We start from the raw sequence: 14,644 nt of genomic DNA on the forward strand, positions 1-14,644 counted from the left end.
ATGCCCGACGGCGGTCTGCATTTCCCCGCCCTCGTCCTCAATGCGGATTTCCGTCCGCTTTCTTATTTTCCGTTATCGACCTGGACCTGGCAGGATGCCGTGAAAGCGGTGTTCCTGGACCGGGTTTCGGTGCTGTCGGAATATGAGCAAGAGGTGAGATCGCCCAGCTTCTCCATGCGTCTGCCCAGCGTGATCGCCTTGCGCGATTTCATTCCCTCGGCCCGCATGCCCGCCTTCACGCGCTTCAACGTGTTTCTGCGTGATGGGTTTTCCTGCCAATATTGCCTTGATCGTCGCGCCACCCAGGAGCTGACCTTCGACCACGTGATCCCCCGCGCCCGCGGCGGGCGCACGAGCTGGGAGAATGTCGTCACCGCCTGCGGCCCCTGCAATCTGCGCAAGGGCTCGAAAATGCCGCGCGAGTGCAATATGATCCCCAGACAGGAGCCGCGCCGGCCCACCGGCTACGAGCTGCAGGAGCGCGGGCGGCATTTTCCGCCCAATTATCTGCATGAGAGCTGGCGCGATTATCTGTATTGGGATTCTGAACTGGAAGGATAGACCATGGCGTTGACGCTGGAGACCGCGCAGAAAATCATCGCGGGGGCGCTGGCCCATGCCAAGAGCATCGAAACCAAGCCGCTGGCGGTGGTGGTGCTGGATGCGCGGGGCGCGCAAAAGGCCTTCGCGGCGCAGGACGGCACTTCGCTGAAGCGCGGCGAGATTGCTTTGGGCAAGGCGCAAGGCGCGCTGGGGCTGGGCATGGGCTCGCGGGCGCTGATGAAGCGGGCCGAACAGCAGCCTTACTTCATCGCCGCCGCCACCGCCGCCATTGGCGGCGCGCTGGTGCCGGTGCCGGGCGGGGTGCTGATCCGGCAGAATGGTGCCGTCATCGGCGCGGTCGGCATTTCCGGCTGCACCTCGGACAATGACGAGGCTTGTGCGGTGGCGGGGATCTCCGGCGCCGGGCTGGACGCTGACGGGGGTTAACAAACATTTCCGCCCCTTTTTTGAAAAAAGGGGCGGCCCCAAAAAACTTTTTAACCTGGCGTGAACGCGTTGAACGCGGTCATCGTCGAGGTGTCCCTGATCCCCGGCACCTTGTGCAGATGTTTGTTCACGAACAATCCAGGATCCTCGTCCTCCTCCAGATTGATGATCGCCATCAGATCATACGGCCCGGAAATTGAGTAGATATGGCAGGGGATCACATTGTCGATAATATAGGCCGCCACCTCATAGGCCTGGCCCAGCTCGCATTTGATCTGCACGATCAGCGTTTTCATGCGTATTCCTTCAATTCCTGCACGCCCTGGGATTCCACGGCGAAGTTTTTCAGCTGCTCGATGAACCAGCGCCCGGCCGGGCCCGGCGGCGCATCCTGCCGGTAGCCGGCGGACATGCTGATCTGGGCCCGTCCCGGAATGTCCTGCAATTGCAATTCCCGCAAGCGCCCGGCATCGAGATCATCCTGCACCATCTCCAGCGGCATCCCGCCCCAGCCAAGACCTGCCAGCAGAAAAGCGTGTTTGGCACCCAGATCCGCCAGCCGCCAATTGCGCCTGGAATGCACGCCGAATTCCTGCCCGCTGGTCAGCTCGGTGCGGTCGGTCAACACCAGTTGCACATGCTGCGCCATGTCGCATTCACCCAAAGGCGTGGTCTTCATCGCCAGAGGATGGGTGGGAGCGGCGACATTCACCATCTCCACCGCCAGCAGCCGCTCGGTCATCAGCCCGGAAATGCTGATCGGCAGATTGCATAATATGCCGATCTGGCTTTGCTGCTGCAGCACATTTTTCGCGACCCCGCCCAGCGCCTCGACGTAAAGCCGCAGCGGGGTGAGCGGGAAACGCTTCTCGAACACCGCCGCCGTGCGGGTGAGCACGGACATCGGAAACATCACATCCACCGCCACGGACAGCTCCGATTCGATCCCCGCCGCCATGCCCCTGGCACGCGATTTCATCAGCGCCATGCCAGCCAGCATCGCTTTCGCATCGGCCAGCAGCAGTTCGCCCCCCGGCGTGAGTTCCGGGTAGCGCCCCTCGCGCCGGAACAATTCCACACCCAGCTGCTCCTCCAGATTGGCAATCGCCTGGCTGACCACCGATTGCGCCCGCCCCAGCCTGCGCCCGGCGGCGGAAAAGCTCCTCTCTTCCGCCGCGGCGACGAAAATCCGCAACTGGTCGAATGTCACGCCCTCAATCATGCGAACCTATCGGCAAATAAGATGGTATCCATCTTTATATATAGGCTTCTGCGCCGAAAATCATCTCCTTAATAAGGCTCCGAACCGCGCCGCAGACCGGCGCCGCAGTCAGGAGTGACATCATGAAGCTTTGGCATATCGATTCCAGCGTGCTTGGCGATAATTCCGCCTCCCGCAAGCTCACCGCCGAGATCGTGGCGCGCGAAAAAGCGAAGCATCCCGGCCTCGAAGTCTCGTATCTGGACGTCGCCGCCGCGCCGCTGGGCCATCTCTCCCCGGCCCATATCGGCGCCATGTTCGGCCACCCGCCGACCGACGAGGCCACCCTGGCCGACATCGCCCGCGGGTCGGCCGCGATGGACGAGCTGTTTGCCGCCGACATCATCGTTATCGGCGCGCCGATGTATAATTTCGGCATCCCCAGCCAGCTGAAGGCGCTGATCGACCGCCTGCTGGTCGCCGGCAAGAGCTTCAAATATGGCGATGGCGGCGTGCCGGTCGGCCTGGTCCCGGCGGGCAAGAAGGTCATCATCGCCTCTACCCGTGGCGGCCTCTACACCCCGGGCAACCCGGCGGCGGCGCTGGAGCATCAGGAGAGCCATCTGACCGCGCTGCTGAACTTCGTTGGCCTCACCGACATTGTGTTCGTGCGTGCGGAAGGCCTGGCGCTGCCGGATAACCGCGCGCCGTCGATGGCCAAGGCCGAGGCCGAGATCGCCAAACTGTGAAATCTTGGGGGCTTTTTGTAAAAAGCCCCCAAACCCCCAAAAACTTTTGCAATTATTCATCGTGTTTCGCAGGGAGTTCTTATGAAGACCCAGATTATCGCCCTCGCCGCTCTCGCTCTGCCCGCCTTCGCCATGGCGCAGACCGCGCCAAACCCGAACCCGGCCGACGTGAAGGCCGGCACCTACAGCGTTGAGCCCACCCATACCCGCATCCTGTTCGCGGTGGACCATATGGGCTTCACCACCTGGTATGGCGATTTCACCAACGCCGCCGGTACCCTCACGCTGGACCCGAAGAAGCTTTCCGCCTCCAGCTTCGACATCACCGTGCCGACCGACAGCGTCACCACCACCAACACCACGCTGGATGGCGAGCTGAAATCCCCCGAATGGTTCGATGCGGCGAAGTATCCGACCATCGAATTCAAGTCCGAGAAGATCGTGCGCACCGGCAAGGATACCGCTCTGGTCACCGGCGAGTTCACCTTCCATGGCGTCACCAAGCCGCTCACGCTGAAGGCGAAGTTCAATGCCGGCGGCATCAACCCGCTGAGCAAGCAATACACGATCGGCTTCAACCTCTCCGGTTCGCTGAAGCGCTCGGACTTCAACCAGAAAACCTACCTGCCGCTGATCGGCGACAATGTCGCCATCACCATCAGCGCCGCTTTCGTTCAGAAGTAAGATGCAAGCGCGTTCGCGCTATGATCTGGTCGCGATCACCCTGCATTGGGTGATCGCGCTGGGGATGCTGTTTCAGCTCGCGATGGGGCTGGCGATGGTGCATTGGGGCTTTCCCATCGGCACCAAATTCATGCTGTTCCAGCTGCATAAATCCATCGGCATCACCATTCTGGCGGCGGTGATTTTGCGCGTGCTCTGGCGCCTCTGGCACAAGCCCCCGGCGCTGCCGCGGACGATGACGAGGCTGGAGGTCAAGGCCGCGCACGGCACGCATCATCTGCTCTATCTGCTGATGCTGGAAATCCCGCTCAGCGGCTGGCTGGTCGCCTCGCTTTCGCCGCTGCATATCCCGACGGTTCTTTATAAAACCATCCCCTGGCCGGCGCTGCCGGTGCCGGCGGGCTGGGTGAGCCAGCTCGGCGAGCATCGTGCCGGCACGCTGCATGCCTGGAGCGCCTACATCATCCTGGCGGCGATCGCGCTGCATTTGCTGGCCGTCATCCGCCATCAATTTTTCAAACGCGACGGCGTGCTGGCCCGCATGCTGCCGTTTCCCCGGAGCGCCTCATGAAATCCTCGCTTCTCCTGGCCGGCTTCCTGCTGGCCGGCTCCCCGGCTCTGGCGGCGGATTGGACCATCCAGCCCGCCGCCTCCAGCCTCACCTTCACCGGCACCGAAACCGGCGCTTCCTTCACCGGCAGCTTCGGCAGCTGGGGCGGGCAGATTTCCTACGATCCGGCGAAGCCGCAGGATGCGCATGTGCATCTGACCATCGCCCTGGCCAGCGCCAAATCCGGCGACGCCCAGCGTGACCAGGCGATGCCGGGCTCGGACTGGTTCGATGTCAGCGCGTTCCCGCAGGCGGTGTTTGACGCCACCGGCTTCACCCCGCAGGGCGGCGACAAGTTCCTGGCCAACGGCACGCTGACGATTCGCGGCGTGAAGAAGCCGGTATCGCTGCCCTTCACCCTCGATGTCACCGGCAACAAGGCGGTGGCGAAGGGCAAGATCACGCTCACCCGCACGGATTTCGGCGTGGGGCAGGGGGCCTGGAGCAGCGGCGACTATGTTGGGCTGAAGGTGGATGTCGCGTTCACGCTGACGGCGACTTCCTAAGCCTCTGACTTAAAAGAGCAAAAGTTTTTGAGGGCGGAGGCGCCCAAGGTTCCGGCGCTGCGCAGCAGCGCTGGAAGGCGCCGGAGGGGTGGCCCTTTTTCAAAAAGGGCCACGAAACGTTCGGGATGGTGGCAAAGCCGGTGCCACCGCCACAGACTTTTCGCGCCCCTTTCATGCCGCGCCGCGGCATTCTTAAAAACTTTGAAAATCAAACGCTGGCATCTATAAGTTATGCCATGGCTGTTGATCTGGGTGCCCGTCGTTTCATATCTCCGTCCATCCGCGCGCAGCTCAAGCGCCGGACAGGCGAGCTTGGCGCCATCATCATCGCCCTGGTCGCGCTCACACTCGGCCTGGCTCTGGCCTCCTACAATCCGGCCGACCCCTCCTTCGACACGATCAGCGCCAGCCCGGCCCATAATCTTGCCGGCACCACCGGCGCCGACATCGCGGATCTGATGCTGCAAGGCTTCGGCATCGCCGCCTTCATTCCCGTGGCGGTGCTGCTGGCCTGGGCTTATCGCATGGGCATTCGCGGCCAGGTGGGCCATTCCAAGACGCGCATCATCCTCGCCTGCGCCGCCATGCCGCTCGCCGCCATGGCGCTGTCGATGGCGTTTCAGATCATCCCCGGCGGGCGGCTCGGCTGGCCGGTGCCGGCTGGGCTGGGCGGTGCCGCCGGGCAGGTGCTGGCGCATATGGTCACCGCTTTGGGCCATTCCGTGCTCGGCAAGCTGGGCGGCGGGCTGGTGATGATCCTCACGCTGCTGCTGGCGCTGGGCAGTTTCGGCTTCGCGCTTGGCTTTACCCCTGGCGAATGGCGCTCCGGCGGCCGGCGCGCGGTGCAGGCCGCCTCGGGTGCCGCCAGCCATAGCCGCAAGAGCGCTGCCGTCGTCTCCTCCTGGCTCTCGCCCTTGCTGCAGACCGCCTCTGGCGGCGCGGCGCAGGCCGCCGAGCCCTCCCGCGCCTGGGTGCCCTCCCTTGGCGCCCCGGAGGATGACGAGGACGAGGCGCTGCCCGCCCCACGCAGCGAGCCGGCCTTGCCGATGCGCGCCAAGCCGAACGTCAAAGCCGTCGCCACCACCCGCGCCGCGCCGCCGCAGCAGCAGCGTCTGCCGTTGGAGGAGCTGGGCTGGGAGCCGCCGGCGCTGGATCTGCTGCGCGCCGCCCCGGCCCGTGGCAATAGCGGCCCCTCCGAGGAGGCGCTGCAGAATAATGCCCGGCTGCTGGAGACCGTGCTGCAGGATTACGGCGTGCAGGGCAAAATCGTCGAAATCCGCCCTGGCCCGGTGGTCACGCTCTATGAGCTGGAGCCCGCGCCGGGCATCCGTTCCGCCCGCGTCATCGGCCTCTCGGAAGATATCGCCCGCTCGCTCTCGGTGATGTCCGTGCGCATCGCCGTCGTCGCCGGGCGCAATGTCATCGGCATCGAGGTGCCGAACGCCAAGCGCGAGACGGTGTTCCTCTCCGAGCTGCTGGGTGCGGCCGATTGGGGCCGACAGAACGGCGCGCTCTCGCTGGCTTTGGGCAAGGACATCTCCGGCGCCCCGATCATCGCCGATCTCGCCCGGATGCCGCATCTGCTCATCGCCGGCACCACCGGCTCGGGTAAATCCGTCGGCGTCAATGCGATGATCATGAGCCTGCTGTTCAAGCTCTCGCCCGAGCAATGCCGGCTGATCATGATCGACCCGAAAATCCTGGAATTGTCGGTCTATGACGGCATCCCGCATCTGCTCACCCCGGTGGTGACGGAACCGCCGAAAGCGGTGGCGGCGCTGAAATGGGTGGTGCGCGAGATGGACCGCCGCTACCGCGCCATGAGCCAGCTCGCGGTGCGCAATATCAGCGGCTATAATGACCGGGTGAACGAGGCCCGCGGCCGTGGCGAGGTCGTCACCCGCCGCGTGCAGACCGGCTTTGACTCCGAAACCGGCAAGCCGGTGTTCGAGGAGCAGCCGCTGGCGCTGGAGCCGCTGCCCTTCATCGTCGTCTTCATCGACGAGATGGCGGATCTGATGATGGTCGCCGGCAAGGAGATTGAAATCTGCGTGCAGCGCCTGGCGCAGAAAGCCCGCGCCGCCGGCATCCATGTCATCATGGCCACGCAGCGCCCCTCTGTGGACGTGATCACCGGCACCATCAAGGCCAACTTCCCCACCCGTATCTCCTTCCAGGTGATCTCCAAATTCGACAGCCGCACCATCCTGGGCGAGCAGGGGGCGGAGCAGCTGCTGGGCCAGGGCGATCTGCTCTACATGGCCGGCGGCGGGCGCATCACCCGCGTCCACGGCCCCTTCGTCTCAGACCAGGAGGTGGAGGCGGTGGTGGACTATCTGCGCGAGCAGGGCGAGCCGAATTATCTGGATGAGGTCACCGAGCCCAGCGAGGACGATGAGGCCCCGGCCAGCGGCGCAGGCGCCATTGGCGGCAACACGACCGGCGAGAACGCGCTGTACGACCAGGCCGTGGCCATCGTCGCGCGGGACCGCAAGGCCAGCACCTCCTATCTGCAGCGTTGCTTGACGATTGGGTATAACCGGGCGGCCAAGCTGATTGAGCAGATGGAGAAAGAGGGCGTGGTGTCGCCGGCTAATCACGTGGGTAAACGTGAGGTGTTGGTGCGGCATGAGCGGGACGAGGATTAGGGCTTTACGGCGCTTTCCTTGAGGCCCCGGTGTTTTTCGCCGCTTTTTGAAAAAAGCGGCCCCTCCTGCGGCCTTCCACCATTGCTGCGCGGTGTCGGAACCTTCGCCGCCTCCGCCCAAAACTTTTGTAAATTATTCATTTTTCTGCGTTTTTGTTGCACCGCAAAATAATCCTGGCGGTCGGCACAGGCTTTGTGGCAGGCTGAGCTTTCCATTCCGCATAGAGAAGGAAGCCGCTCATGCTCGACAAGGCGATTGTGAATCTCTTCTCCCACGTCAAACCCGCCGACACACCCTGGCGCGCCGACGGTCTGCGCAGCTTCTTCCTCTACAAGGATCTCGGTGTGGACGCCGCCACCGGCGGGCGCGTCATCGCCCAGCTGGTCAAGGCCAACCCGGACTTCCCGCCCGAGGCCGGCACTGGCTGGCACCAGCATGTGGCGGATTTCCACATCGTCTTCATGACCAAGGGCTGGGCCCGCTTCATGTATGGCGACAAGGAAACCCTCGTCGAAGCCGGGGATTGCGTGCACCAGCAGCCCGGCATCACCCATTACCTCTTCGACTATTCGCCGGACATGGAATATCTCGAAATCACCTCGCCCGCCGCCTTCGGCACGGTGGATGCCCCCGGCCCCTGCGCCGTGCCCGGCCCCACCCCCTGGCCCGCCGCGTGAGGCTGGCCCGGTTTTAGGCGCAAATAAGCCGCCTTTCCGCCAATGAAAGGCGGCTTATTGATCCTGCCATGATCCATCACGCCGCCCAGCCGGGGCGCGCCGGGGTTACGCCAACGCCGCGCTCAGAAATCCAGATCCAGCTCGATGATCTCCTGCGGCTCCTCGCGCGCATCCGCGATCCATTCCTTCATCGGCGACCAGTTCAGGATGGTGTCGCAATAATCCTGGCACACCGGGCCGACCGTGACATCGTAGGAGAGAAACCGTGTGACCACCGGCGCATACATGCAGTCGGCGATCGTCGGCTGGCGGCCGAACAGGAACGGGCCCTTCCATGTGGTCAGGCAGTCCTGCCAGATCGAGAGAATCCGGTCGATATCCGCCTGCGCGGAGGACCAGACGGTGAAACCCGGCTTGCGAAAGCGCAGATTCATCGGCAGCGAGGAGCGCAAGGCGGCAAAACCGGAATGCATCTCGCCCGAGATGGAGCGGCAGCGTGCCCGCGCCGCCGGATCGCGCGGCAGCATATTCGCCTCTGGGAAGGCCTCGTTCAGATATTCGGCGATGGCGATGGTGTCCCACACGCTGATCTCGCCATGGATGAGGCAGGGCACCAGAATCGAGGAGGTGCGCATCAACAGCTCCTCCTTGGCGCGCGGATCATCCGGCGAAACCCGCTCCTCCTTGAAGGAAAGGCCGGAGAGTTTGGCGAGCAGAAAGCCCCGGAGCGACCAGGAAGAATAATTCTTGCTGCTGATCAGCAGGGTCGCTTCCGTCATGTTCACCCTTTCCTTTTAGACAAAATGAAACCATGATTACTAAAACTCAAAAGCATGGACAATGCTATGTCGGTTTCGCGGGGCGTGCCCATTTTTGTAAGAGTCGTAGGCGCTGGGGATTAGTTTTTTAATGCTGTATCAAATCTATCAGGCGCAGTCTGACCTTGTCGATCCCCTTCGCCGGCTGGCGCGTGGGACCAGCTCCTGGCTGAGCAGCTTCACGCCTGCCAGCCCGTACGGGCTGGTGATGCGCCATTTTAACGCGGCCCTGCAGGTTTTCGGCTATTCCGGCACCACCCATCAGCGGCCCGATTACGGCATCAAGGAGGTGCAGGTCGGCAACAGCGCGGTGGCGGTGCGCGAGGAGGTTGTGTTCTCCACCCCCTTCGCCAATCTTCTGCATTTCAGAAAGGACAGCGACCGCGCCCAGCCGAAATTGCTGGTGGTCGCCCCGCTTTCCGGCCATTTCCCCACCCTGCTGCGCAACACGATCGAGGTGCTGCTGCGCGACCACGATGTCTATGTCACCGACTGGGCGAATGCGCGTGACGTGCCGGTTTCCGCCGGGCGCTTCGGCTTCGACGATTATGTCGAGCACGTGATCAAATTTCTCGAAAAAATGGGTCCGCGCAGCCATGTCATCGGCGTTTGCCAGCCGACCGTCGCGGTGCTGGCCGCGGTTTCGGTGATGGCGCAGGATAATAACCCCGCCACGCCGCGCTCGATGACGCTGATGGCCGGCCCCATCGACACCCGCCGCAACCCGACCAAGGTGAATGTGCTGGCGAAAACCAAGCCGATGTCCTGGTTCGAGGAGAAGATGATCGGCATCGTCCCCTGGCGTTATGCCGGGGCGGGAAGGCGGGTCTATCCCGGCTTCATGCAGCTCACCGCCTTCGTCTCGATGAATATGGACAAGCATATCAGCGCCCATATTCGCCAATACGGCAATTTGGTGAAGGAGGATGACAGCGCCACGGACACGCATCGGCGCTTCTACGATGAATATCTGGCGGTGATGGATCTGCCGGCGGAGTTTTTCCTTGAAACCGTCGACAAGATTTTCATGCAGCACCAGCTTGCCACAGGCGAGCTGACCTATCGCGGGCGCAAGGTCGAGCCCTCGGCGATCCGCAAGACCTTCCTGTTCACGGTGGAAGGCGAGCGCGACGATATTTGCGGGCTGGGGCAGACGGCGGCGGCGCTGGATCTGTGCAGTTCGCTTAAGCCGATGCTCAAGCGCCATTATGTGCAGACCGGCGTCGGCCATTACGGCGTCTTTTCCGGCCGGCGCTGGGAGAATGAGATCTATCCGCTGGTCCGCGAAGTGATTCAGTTCTCGGTCTAAGGGAGCAAAAGTTTTTGGGGGGCGGCCCTTTTTTCAAAAAGGGCCGCGAAACGTTTGGGGCTTTGGCACCGTGTTGCCAAAGCCCCAACGTTTTCGCCGCTTTTTTGAAAAAAAGCGGCACCAAAAAACTTTTATAATTTAATCCTTGGGCGCGAGCAGATGTCCCATCGCCCGTCCGCCAAGGATATGCGCATGAAAATGCGGCACCATCTGCTGGCTGTCCGGCCCGGCATTGCAGACGATGCGAAACCCGCTCTCATCCACCCCGCACAGCTTCGCCACATGCGAAACCGCCCGGTAAAACCCGGTAATCTCCTCTGCCGAGGCACGCGCCCCGAAATCCAGCGCCGACACATAAGCCCCTTTCGGGATCACCAGCACATGCGTCGGCGCCTGCGGCGAGATGTCCGGGAAGGCCAGCGCGAACTCATCCTCATAGATCACCTTGGCGGGGATCTCCTTGCGCAGGATTTTCGCGAAGATATTGTTCGGATCATACGCCATGCGGGCCTCCTTACGGGATCTTCTTGGTGGGAAACCCAGGCAGCGCCTGCTTGCGCGCGGCCTTCTCGGCGATGCCGCTCATGCCTTCGCGCCGGGTCAGCTCGGTCCAGACCTCTTCCGGACGCAGTCCCGCATCCACCCACAGCACCATCAGATGATAGAGCACATCCGCACTCTCGCCGATCAGCGCGGTGCGGTTGCCGGCCACCGCCTCGATCACGCATTCCACCGCTTCCTCGCCGAATTTCTGCGCCACCTTGGAGGTGCCGCGCGAGAGCAGGCGGGCGGAATGGCTTTCATTCGGGCTGGCATCGGCGCGGCTCAGCACCGTGCCCCAGAGCCGGTCCAGCACCCGCGCATCGGCGCCAGCCAGGGCAGGGGGCGGCACGGCGCTCACCTTGCGCTTCGGCGCGGCTTTTTTCTTGGCGGTGGCAACGGGGGCTTTCTCGGTCTTTTTGGCCATGACTCGCACGCGACTCCTCGGGATCGAGCGCTATATTGCCCGTGGCAGGCGCACCGGCAAGCCGGCCTCGGCCAAGGCGCCCTTGACCTGCGCCACGGTGAACTGGCCGAAATGAAACACGCTGGCGGCCAGCAACCCGGTTGCCCCGGCCTGCGCGCCCTCGACGAAATGCCGGAGTTCGCCCACGCCGCCAGAGGCCACCACCGGCAACCTCACCGCGCCGCAGACCGCCTTCAGCAGCTCCAGGTCGAAGCCCTTGCCGGTGCCGTCCCGGTCCATCGATGTCAATAAAATTTCACCGGCGCCACGGGCTTGCATCTGCCGGGCCCAGTCCAGCACGTCGATCCCGGTGGCGGTGCGCCCGCCATGGGAATAGACCTCCCATTTGCCAGGCCCGCTCTGCCGCGCATCGATCGCCACCACCACGCACTGGCTGCCGAATTTCTCCGCCGCCTCGTTGATCAGCTCCGGGCGGGAAATCGCGGCGGAATTCACCGAGCATTTATCAGCCCCCGCCAGCAGCAGCCGGCGCATATCGGCCACCTGGCGAATGCCCCCGCCCACGGTCAGCGGCAGAAACACCTTCTCGGCGGTGCGGTGCACCACGTCCAGGATGGTGTCGCGATGATCGGAGCTGGCGGTGATGTCCAGAAAGGTCAGTTCATCCGCCCCGGCCTTGTCGTACAAGGCCGCCTGCTCCACCGGGTCCCCGGCATCGCGCAGCGAGACGAAATTCACCCCCTTCACCACCCGCCCGTCTTTCACATCCAGGCAGGGGATCACGCGCAGCTTCAACATGCGGCCAGCGCCTCCTTCGGGCTCAGACTGCCATCATAGAGCGCGCGGCCCAGGATGGAACCATCCAGATTGGTCTGGCTGGCCGCGGCTGACTTCAGTGCGATAATATCCGCCACCGAGGCCACACCGCCCGAGGCGATCACCGGCACGCTGACCGCCTTGGCCAGCGCGATGGTCTCATCCAGATTGAGACCCGTCTTCATCCCGTCCCGCGCGATATCGGTATAGATGATGGCGGCAATCCCGGCATCCTCGAAACGCCGGGCAAGCTCGGTCGCCGGCAGGTCGGAGGTCTCGGCCCAGCCTTCGGTCGCCACCATGCCGCCCTTGGCGTCGATCCCCACCGCCACCCGGCCGGGAAACGCCTTCGCCGCCTCGCGCACCAAAGCCGGGTTCTTCGCCGCCGCCGAGCCGAGAATGACGCGGCTGATGCCAGCCTCCAGCCACGCCTCGATCACCGCCATGTCGCGCAACCCGCCGCCCAGCTGCACCGGCACGCTCACGGATTTCAGAATGCTCTCCACCGCTTCGCGATTCTCGGTCCTGCCGGCGAAGGCGCCGTTGAGGTCCACCACATGCACCCAGCCGAACCCCGCCGCCTGCCAGGACGCCGCCTGCGCCCCCGGATCAGTGCCAAACACCGTCGCCTGATCCATCTCGCCGCGCTTGAGCCGGACGCACTGTCCGTCCTTGAGGTCGATGGCGGGATAGAGGGTGAGTGTCATTTCAAAGCCTTGTAGAAATAATGCCCCTGGATGATCTGGCCCTTGACCCGCGCATAAACCGGATGCGTGCCCCAAAGCTGATAGCCCTCGGCCTCATACAGCGCGATGGCGCTGGTCTGGCTGGCCCGGACATCCAGATTGATCACGTGAAAGCCCAGCGCGCGGGCCCGCTCCTCGGCCTTGCGCAGGATCATCCGCGCCAGCCCATGGCCGCGCGCATAAGGGGCGACGAACAGATGCATCAGCTGCACGGCGAAGCTCTGCGCCTCGTTATTGCGGGAGGGTTTCTGCAGCTGCGCCGCGCCGTAAATGACGCCGTCCATCCGGCCGACGATCAGCTCGCGTTCCGGCACCAACGGCACGCCGCGATAATATTGCACCACCGAGGCCGCGGTGGGCGGTTTCACCCAGCCAAAGCCGCCGCCATCGAGCACCGCGGCGGTGGCGGCTTCCGCCAGGGCATGGATATCGGCCTCGTCGGTGAAGGCCTCGATCCGCTCGGCCGTGATGCTGGTGGGGGCGGGCAGGGTCGTACTCACGCCTGCCTCTTGGCGCGTTCGGGGCGGGTTATCAAGAGGGGGTGGGGCATCGTGGGGGCTTTTTGAAAAAAGCCCCCACCCCTGCGGCGCCTTTCCAACTTTGCTTCGCAAAGCCGGAACCTTGGGCGCCTTCGCCCTCCAAAAACTTTTGCGACTTAACGCCGGGGCGTTGCTTGGTTACGGGCTCCAGGTGAGGAAATTGCCGAGGATGGTCAGGCCGACATCCTGGCTTTTCTCGGAATGGAACTGGGTGCCGGCGCGGTTGCCGCTGGCCACCATCGCCACCACCTCCCCGGCATAATCGGTGGTGGCCAGGATTTCATCCGGGCGGCCGCCGGAGAGCGCGTAGGAATGCACGAAATAGGCATGGTCGCCCGGCTTCAGCCCGTCCAGCAGCTTGTGCGAACCAGGCTCGAAACGCAGCTCGTTCCAGCCCATATGCGGCAGGCGTTCACCGCCCACCTGCATTTTGGCGATCTCGCCTTGCACCCAGCCAAAGCCCGGCGTGGCGCCATATTCCAGCCCGCGCTGCGCCATCAGCTGCATGCCGACACAGATGCCCAGGAACGGCGCGCCCTGCGCCACCCGCTCCTCCAGCGCATCCTTCAGCCCGGAGATGCTCTCCAGCCCCTGGGCGCAATCGGGAAACGCGCCCTGGCCGGGCAACACGATACGATCAGCCCGGCGCACCTCATCCGGTTCGGCGGTGATGACCACCTCCGCATCGAGTCCCCGCCGCGCCGCCGCCAGCTGCAGCCCCCGCGCCGCCGAGGCGAGATTGCCGCTCTGATAATCGATAACGGCGACGCGCTGGCTCACAGCGCGCCTTTGGTCGAGGGGATCTGCCCGGCAATGCGCGGCTCCGGCGCCACCGCGGCGCGCAGCGCCCGGGCCACCGCCTTGAAGCAGGCCTCGGCCACGTGATGGGCATTATGCCCGGCCAGCTGGCGCACATGCAGGTTGAAAAACCCGTTTCCGGCGAAGGCGCGGAAAAATTCCTCCACCAGCTGGGTATCCATCTCGCCCAGCATCGGCCGCTCGAAATTCACATTCCAGGCCACGAAGGCGCGGCCGGAGAGGTCGATCACCGCTTCCACCAGCGCCTCATCCATCGGCACGCTGGCCTGGCCGAAACGCTGGATGCCGCGCTTGTCGCTCAGCGCATTGGCGATGGCCTGGCCCAGCACGATGCCGACATCCTCGACCGTATGGTGCGAATCGATATGCACATCGCCCTTGGCGATGACGGAGATATCGATCAGCCCGTGCCGGGCGAAGGATTCCAGCATATGGTCGAAAAACCCGACCCCGGTATCGACATCCGCCTTGCCGGTGCCGTCCAGATTGACGGTGACGACGATGTCGGTTTCGTTGGTCTTGCGGCTCAGAGAATTGATGCGTGACATGGCGTTGACCTACACCG

Annotated in this window: 20 protein-coding genes; 9 read left to right on the forward strand and 11 right to left on the reverse strand. The window is 63.8% G+C overall.

The window, feature by feature from the left end:
- Together ACZ46S_RS02805 and ACZ46S_RS02810 are read left to right on the forward strand one after the other, a co-directional pair.
- A complete protein-coding gene (locus tag ACZ46S_RS02805; protein WP_008492927.1) occupies nucleotides 1–561 on the forward strand; it encodes an HNH endonuclease in 561 nt (186 codons plus the stop codon).
- A 3-nt stretch (nucleotides 562–564) separates the two neighbouring features.
- Entirely contained in the window at nucleotides 565–990 is a 426-nt protein-coding gene (locus ACZ46S_RS02810; RefSeq protein ID WP_295741384.1) for a GlcG/HbpS family heme-binding protein, read from the forward strand.
- Nucleotides 991–1,040: 50 nt separating this feature from the next.
- Here ACZ46S_RS02810 and ACZ46S_RS02815 read toward each other — a convergent pair whose 3' ends face one another.
- Nucleotides 1,041–1,286, reverse strand: a complete 246-nt coding sequence (locus ACZ46S_RS02815) for an Lrp/AsnC ligand binding domain-containing protein (RefSeq protein ID WP_008492929.1) — start codon at nucleotides 1,284–1,286, stop codon at nucleotides 1,041–1,043.
- On the reverse strand, nucleotides 1,283–2,212 hold the full coding sequence (locus tag ACZ46S_RS02820) for a LysR family transcriptional regulator (protein ID WP_464063280.1): 930 nt from the start codon (nucleotides 2,210–2,212) through the stop codon (nucleotides 1,283–1,285). Before ACZ46S_RS02820 ends, ACZ46S_RS02815 begins: the two co-directional genes overlap by 4 nt.
- A 122-nt stretch (nucleotides 2,213–2,334) precedes the next feature.
- On the opposite strand from ACZ46S_RS02820, the gene ACZ46S_RS02825 reads away from it, so the two are divergent.
- The 5 genes from ACZ46S_RS02825 to ACZ46S_RS02845 all read left to right on the forward strand — a co-directional run bounded on the left by ACZ46S_RS02825 (nucleotide 2,335) and on the right by ACZ46S_RS02845 (nucleotide 7,388).
- Entirely contained in the window at nucleotides 2,335–2,940 is a 606-nt protein-coding gene (locus ACZ46S_RS02825) for an FMN-dependent NADH-azoreductase (protein WP_464063281.1), read from the forward strand.
- An 81-nt stretch (nucleotides 2,941–3,021) separates the two neighbouring features.
- The gene (locus ACZ46S_RS02830; protein WP_234730706.1) at nucleotides 3,022–3,624 is read left to right on the forward strand and encodes a YceI family protein; all 603 of its coding nucleotides are present in this window, start codon (nucleotides 3,022–3,024) and stop codon (nucleotides 3,622–3,624) included.
- Nucleotide 3,625: 1 nt separating this feature from the next.
- Nucleotides 3,626–4,195: a cytochrome b gene (locus ACZ46S_RS02835; RefSeq protein WP_464063282.1), complete on the forward strand. Its 570-nt coding sequence runs from the start codon at nucleotides 3,626–3,628 to the stop codon at nucleotides 4,193–4,195.
- Nucleotides 4,192–4,740: a YceI family protein gene (locus ACZ46S_RS02840; RefSeq protein ID WP_464063283.1), complete on the forward strand. Its 549-nt coding sequence runs from the start codon at nucleotides 4,192–4,194 to the stop codon at nucleotides 4,738–4,740. The genes ACZ46S_RS02835 and ACZ46S_RS02840 overlap by 4 nt, the downstream gene beginning before the upstream one ends.
- A gap of 236 nt (nucleotides 4,741–4,976) precedes the next feature.
- Entirely contained in the window at nucleotides 4,977–7,388 is a 2,412-nt protein-coding gene (locus ACZ46S_RS02845) for a DNA translocase FtsK (RefSeq protein ID WP_464063284.1), read from the forward strand.
- Here ACZ46S_RS02845 and ACZ46S_RS02850 read toward each other — a convergent pair.
- Nucleotides 7,385–7,603 carry a hypothetical protein gene (locus ACZ46S_RS02850; protein ID WP_464063285.1) on the reverse strand — a complete coding sequence of 73 codons (219 nt, stop codon included), beginning with the start codon at nucleotides 7,601–7,603 and terminating at the stop codon, nucleotides 7,385–7,387. The two genes, ACZ46S_RS02845 and ACZ46S_RS02850, sit on opposite strands and share 4 nt — an antisense overlap.
- A gap of 24 nt (nucleotides 7,604–7,627) precedes the next feature.
- Between ACZ46S_RS02850 and ACZ46S_RS02855 the strand changes: the two genes are divergently transcribed.
- The gene (locus tag ACZ46S_RS02855) at nucleotides 7,628–8,065 is read left to right on the forward strand and encodes a cupin domain-containing protein (RefSeq protein ID WP_464063286.1); all 438 of its coding nucleotides are present in this window, start codon (nucleotides 7,628–7,630) and stop codon (nucleotides 8,063–8,065) included.
- A gap of 122 nt (nucleotides 8,066–8,187) precedes the next feature.
- On the opposite strand, the gene ACZ46S_RS02860 is transcribed toward ACZ46S_RS02855, so the two are convergent.
- Nucleotides 8,188–8,844, reverse strand: coding sequence for a glutathione S-transferase (locus ACZ46S_RS02860; RefSeq protein WP_295741411.1), 657 nt, complete (start codon nucleotides 8,842–8,844; stop codon nucleotides 8,188–8,190).
- 130 nt (nucleotides 8,845–8,974) lie between these two features.
- On the opposite strand from ACZ46S_RS02860, the gene ACZ46S_RS02865 reads away from it, so the two are divergent.
- Nucleotides 8,975–10,192: a polyhydroxyalkanoate depolymerase gene (locus tag ACZ46S_RS02865; RefSeq protein ID WP_295741414.1), complete on the forward strand. Its 1,218-nt coding sequence runs from the start codon at nucleotides 8,975–8,977 to the stop codon at nucleotides 10,190–10,192.
- A gap of 138 nt (nucleotides 10,193–10,330) precedes the next feature.
- Here ACZ46S_RS02865 and ACZ46S_RS02870 read toward each other — a convergent pair whose 3' ends face one another.
- From ACZ46S_RS02870 to hisB, 7 genes are all read right to left on the reverse strand, one after another.
- Nucleotides 10,331–10,696: a histidine triad nucleotide-binding protein gene (locus ACZ46S_RS02870; protein ID WP_295741418.1), complete on the reverse strand. Its 366-nt coding sequence runs from the start codon at nucleotides 10,694–10,696 to the stop codon at nucleotides 10,331–10,333.
- 10 nt (nucleotides 10,697–10,706) lie between these two features.
- Nucleotides 10,707–11,159, reverse strand: a complete 453-nt coding sequence (locus ACZ46S_RS02875; protein ID WP_295741422.1) for a phosphoribosyl-ATP diphosphatase — start codon at nucleotides 11,157–11,159, stop codon at nucleotides 10,707–10,709.
- A 30-nt stretch (nucleotides 11,160–11,189) separates the two neighbouring features.
- Nucleotides 11,190–11,957, reverse strand: a complete 768-nt coding sequence (hisF, locus tag ACZ46S_RS02880) for an imidazole glycerol phosphate synthase subunit HisF (protein WP_295741425.1) — start codon at nucleotides 11,955–11,957, stop codon at nucleotides 11,190–11,192.
- Nucleotides 11,951–12,682 (reverse strand): 1-(5-phosphoribosyl)-5-[(5-phosphoribosylamino)methylideneamino]imidazole-4-carboxamide isomerase, encoded by a 732-nt coding sequence (gene hisA, locus ACZ46S_RS02885; RefSeq protein ID WP_464063287.1) that lies wholly within the window; start codon nucleotides 12,680–12,682, stop codon nucleotides 11,951–11,953. Before hisA ends, hisF begins: the two co-directional genes overlap by 7 nt.
- Nucleotides 12,679–13,221, reverse strand: coding sequence for a GNAT family N-acetyltransferase (locus tag ACZ46S_RS02890; RefSeq protein ID WP_008492943.1), 543 nt, complete (start codon nucleotides 13,219–13,221; stop codon nucleotides 12,679–12,681). The genes hisA and ACZ46S_RS02890 overlap by 4 nt, the downstream gene beginning before the upstream one ends.
- A gap of 177 nt (nucleotides 13,222–13,398) precedes the next feature.
- Complete coding sequence (gene hisH / locus ACZ46S_RS02895) at nucleotides 13,399–14,040, reverse strand: imidazole glycerol phosphate synthase subunit HisH (RefSeq protein WP_464063288.1); 642 nt, start codon at nucleotides 14,038–14,040, stop codon at nucleotides 13,399–13,401.
- A complete protein-coding gene (hisB, locus tag ACZ46S_RS02900) occupies nucleotides 14,037–14,627 on the reverse strand; it encodes an imidazoleglycerol-phosphate dehydratase HisB (RefSeq protein WP_464063289.1) in 591 nt (196 codons plus the stop codon). The genes hisH and hisB overlap by 4 nt, the downstream gene beginning before the upstream one ends.
- Between the last annotated feature and the right edge of the window lie 17 nt (nucleotides 14,628–14,644).

The organism is Acidocella aluminiidurans (assembly GCF_055383125.1).

What these genes read in the sequence shown, in the direction of transcription:
- ACZ46S_RS02825 (WP_464063281.1), top strand. Translation starts at nt 2,335, where the DNA reads ATGAAGCTTTGGCATATCGATTCCAGCGTGCTTGGCGATAATTCCGCC.
- ACZ46S_RS02875 (WP_295741422.1), bottom strand. Translation starts at nt 11,159, where the DNA reads ATGGCCAAAAAGACCGAGAAAGCCCCCGTTGCCACCGCCAAGAAAAAA.
- ACZ46S_RS02805 (WP_008492927.1), top strand. Translation starts at nt 1, where the DNA reads ATGCCCGACGGCGGTCTGCATTTCCCCGCCCTCGTCCTCAATGCGGAT.
- ACZ46S_RS02810 (WP_295741384.1), top strand. Translation starts at nt 565, where the DNA reads ATGGCGTTGACGCTGGAGACCGCGCAGAAAATCATCGCGGGGGCGCTG.
- hisF (WP_295741425.1), bottom strand. Translation starts at nt 11,957, where the DNA reads ATGTTGAAGCTGCGCGTGATCCCCTGCCTGGATGTGAAAGACGGGCGG.
- ACZ46S_RS02870 (WP_295741418.1), bottom strand. Translation starts at nt 10,696, where the DNA reads ATGGCGTATGATCCGAACAATATCTTCGCGAAAATCCTGCGCAAGGAG.
- ACZ46S_RS02845 (WP_464063284.1), top strand. Translation starts at nt 4,977, where the DNA reads ATGGCTGTTGATCTGGGTGCCCGTCGTTTCATATCTCCGTCCATCCGC.
- ACZ46S_RS02860 (WP_295741411.1), bottom strand. Translation starts at nt 8,844, where the DNA reads ATGACGGAAGCGACCCTGCTGATCAGCAGCAAGAATTATTCTTCCTGG.
- ACZ46S_RS02865 (WP_295741414.1), top strand. Translation starts at nt 8,975, where the DNA reads ATGCTGTATCAAATCTATCAGGCGCAGTCTGACCTTGTCGATCCCCTT.
- ACZ46S_RS02815 (WP_008492929.1), bottom strand. Translation starts at nt 1,286, where the DNA reads ATGAAAACGCTGATCGTGCAGATCAAATGCGAGCTGGGCCAGGCCTAT.
- ACZ46S_RS02830 (WP_234730706.1), top strand. Translation starts at nt 3,022, where the DNA reads ATGAAGACCCAGATTATCGCCCTCGCCGCTCTCGCTCTGCCCGCCTTC.
- ACZ46S_RS02835 (WP_464063282.1), top strand. Translation starts at nt 3,626, where the DNA reads ATGCAAGCGCGTTCGCGCTATGATCTGGTCGCGATCACCCTGCATTGG.
- ACZ46S_RS02840 (WP_464063283.1), top strand. Translation starts at nt 4,192, where the DNA reads ATGAAATCCTCGCTTCTCCTGGCCGGCTTCCTGCTGGCCGGCTCCCCG.
- ACZ46S_RS02850 (WP_464063285.1), bottom strand. Translation starts at nt 7,603, where the DNA reads ATGGAAAGCTCAGCCTGCCACAAAGCCTGTGCCGACCGCCAGGATTAT.
- hisA (WP_464063287.1), bottom strand. Translation starts at nt 12,682, where the DNA reads ATGACACTCACCCTCTATCCCGCCATCGACCTCAAGGACGGACAGTGC.
- hisB (WP_464063289.1), bottom strand. Translation starts at nt 14,627, where the DNA reads ATGTCACGCATCAATTCTCTGAGCCGCAAGACCAACGAAACCGACATC.
- ACZ46S_RS02820 (WP_464063280.1), bottom strand. Translation starts at nt 2,212, where the DNA reads ATGATTGAGGGCGTGACATTCGACCAGTTGCGGATTTTCGTCGCCGCG.
- ACZ46S_RS02855 (WP_464063286.1), top strand. Translation starts at nt 7,628, where the DNA reads ATGCTCGACAAGGCGATTGTGAATCTCTTCTCCCACGTCAAACCCGCC.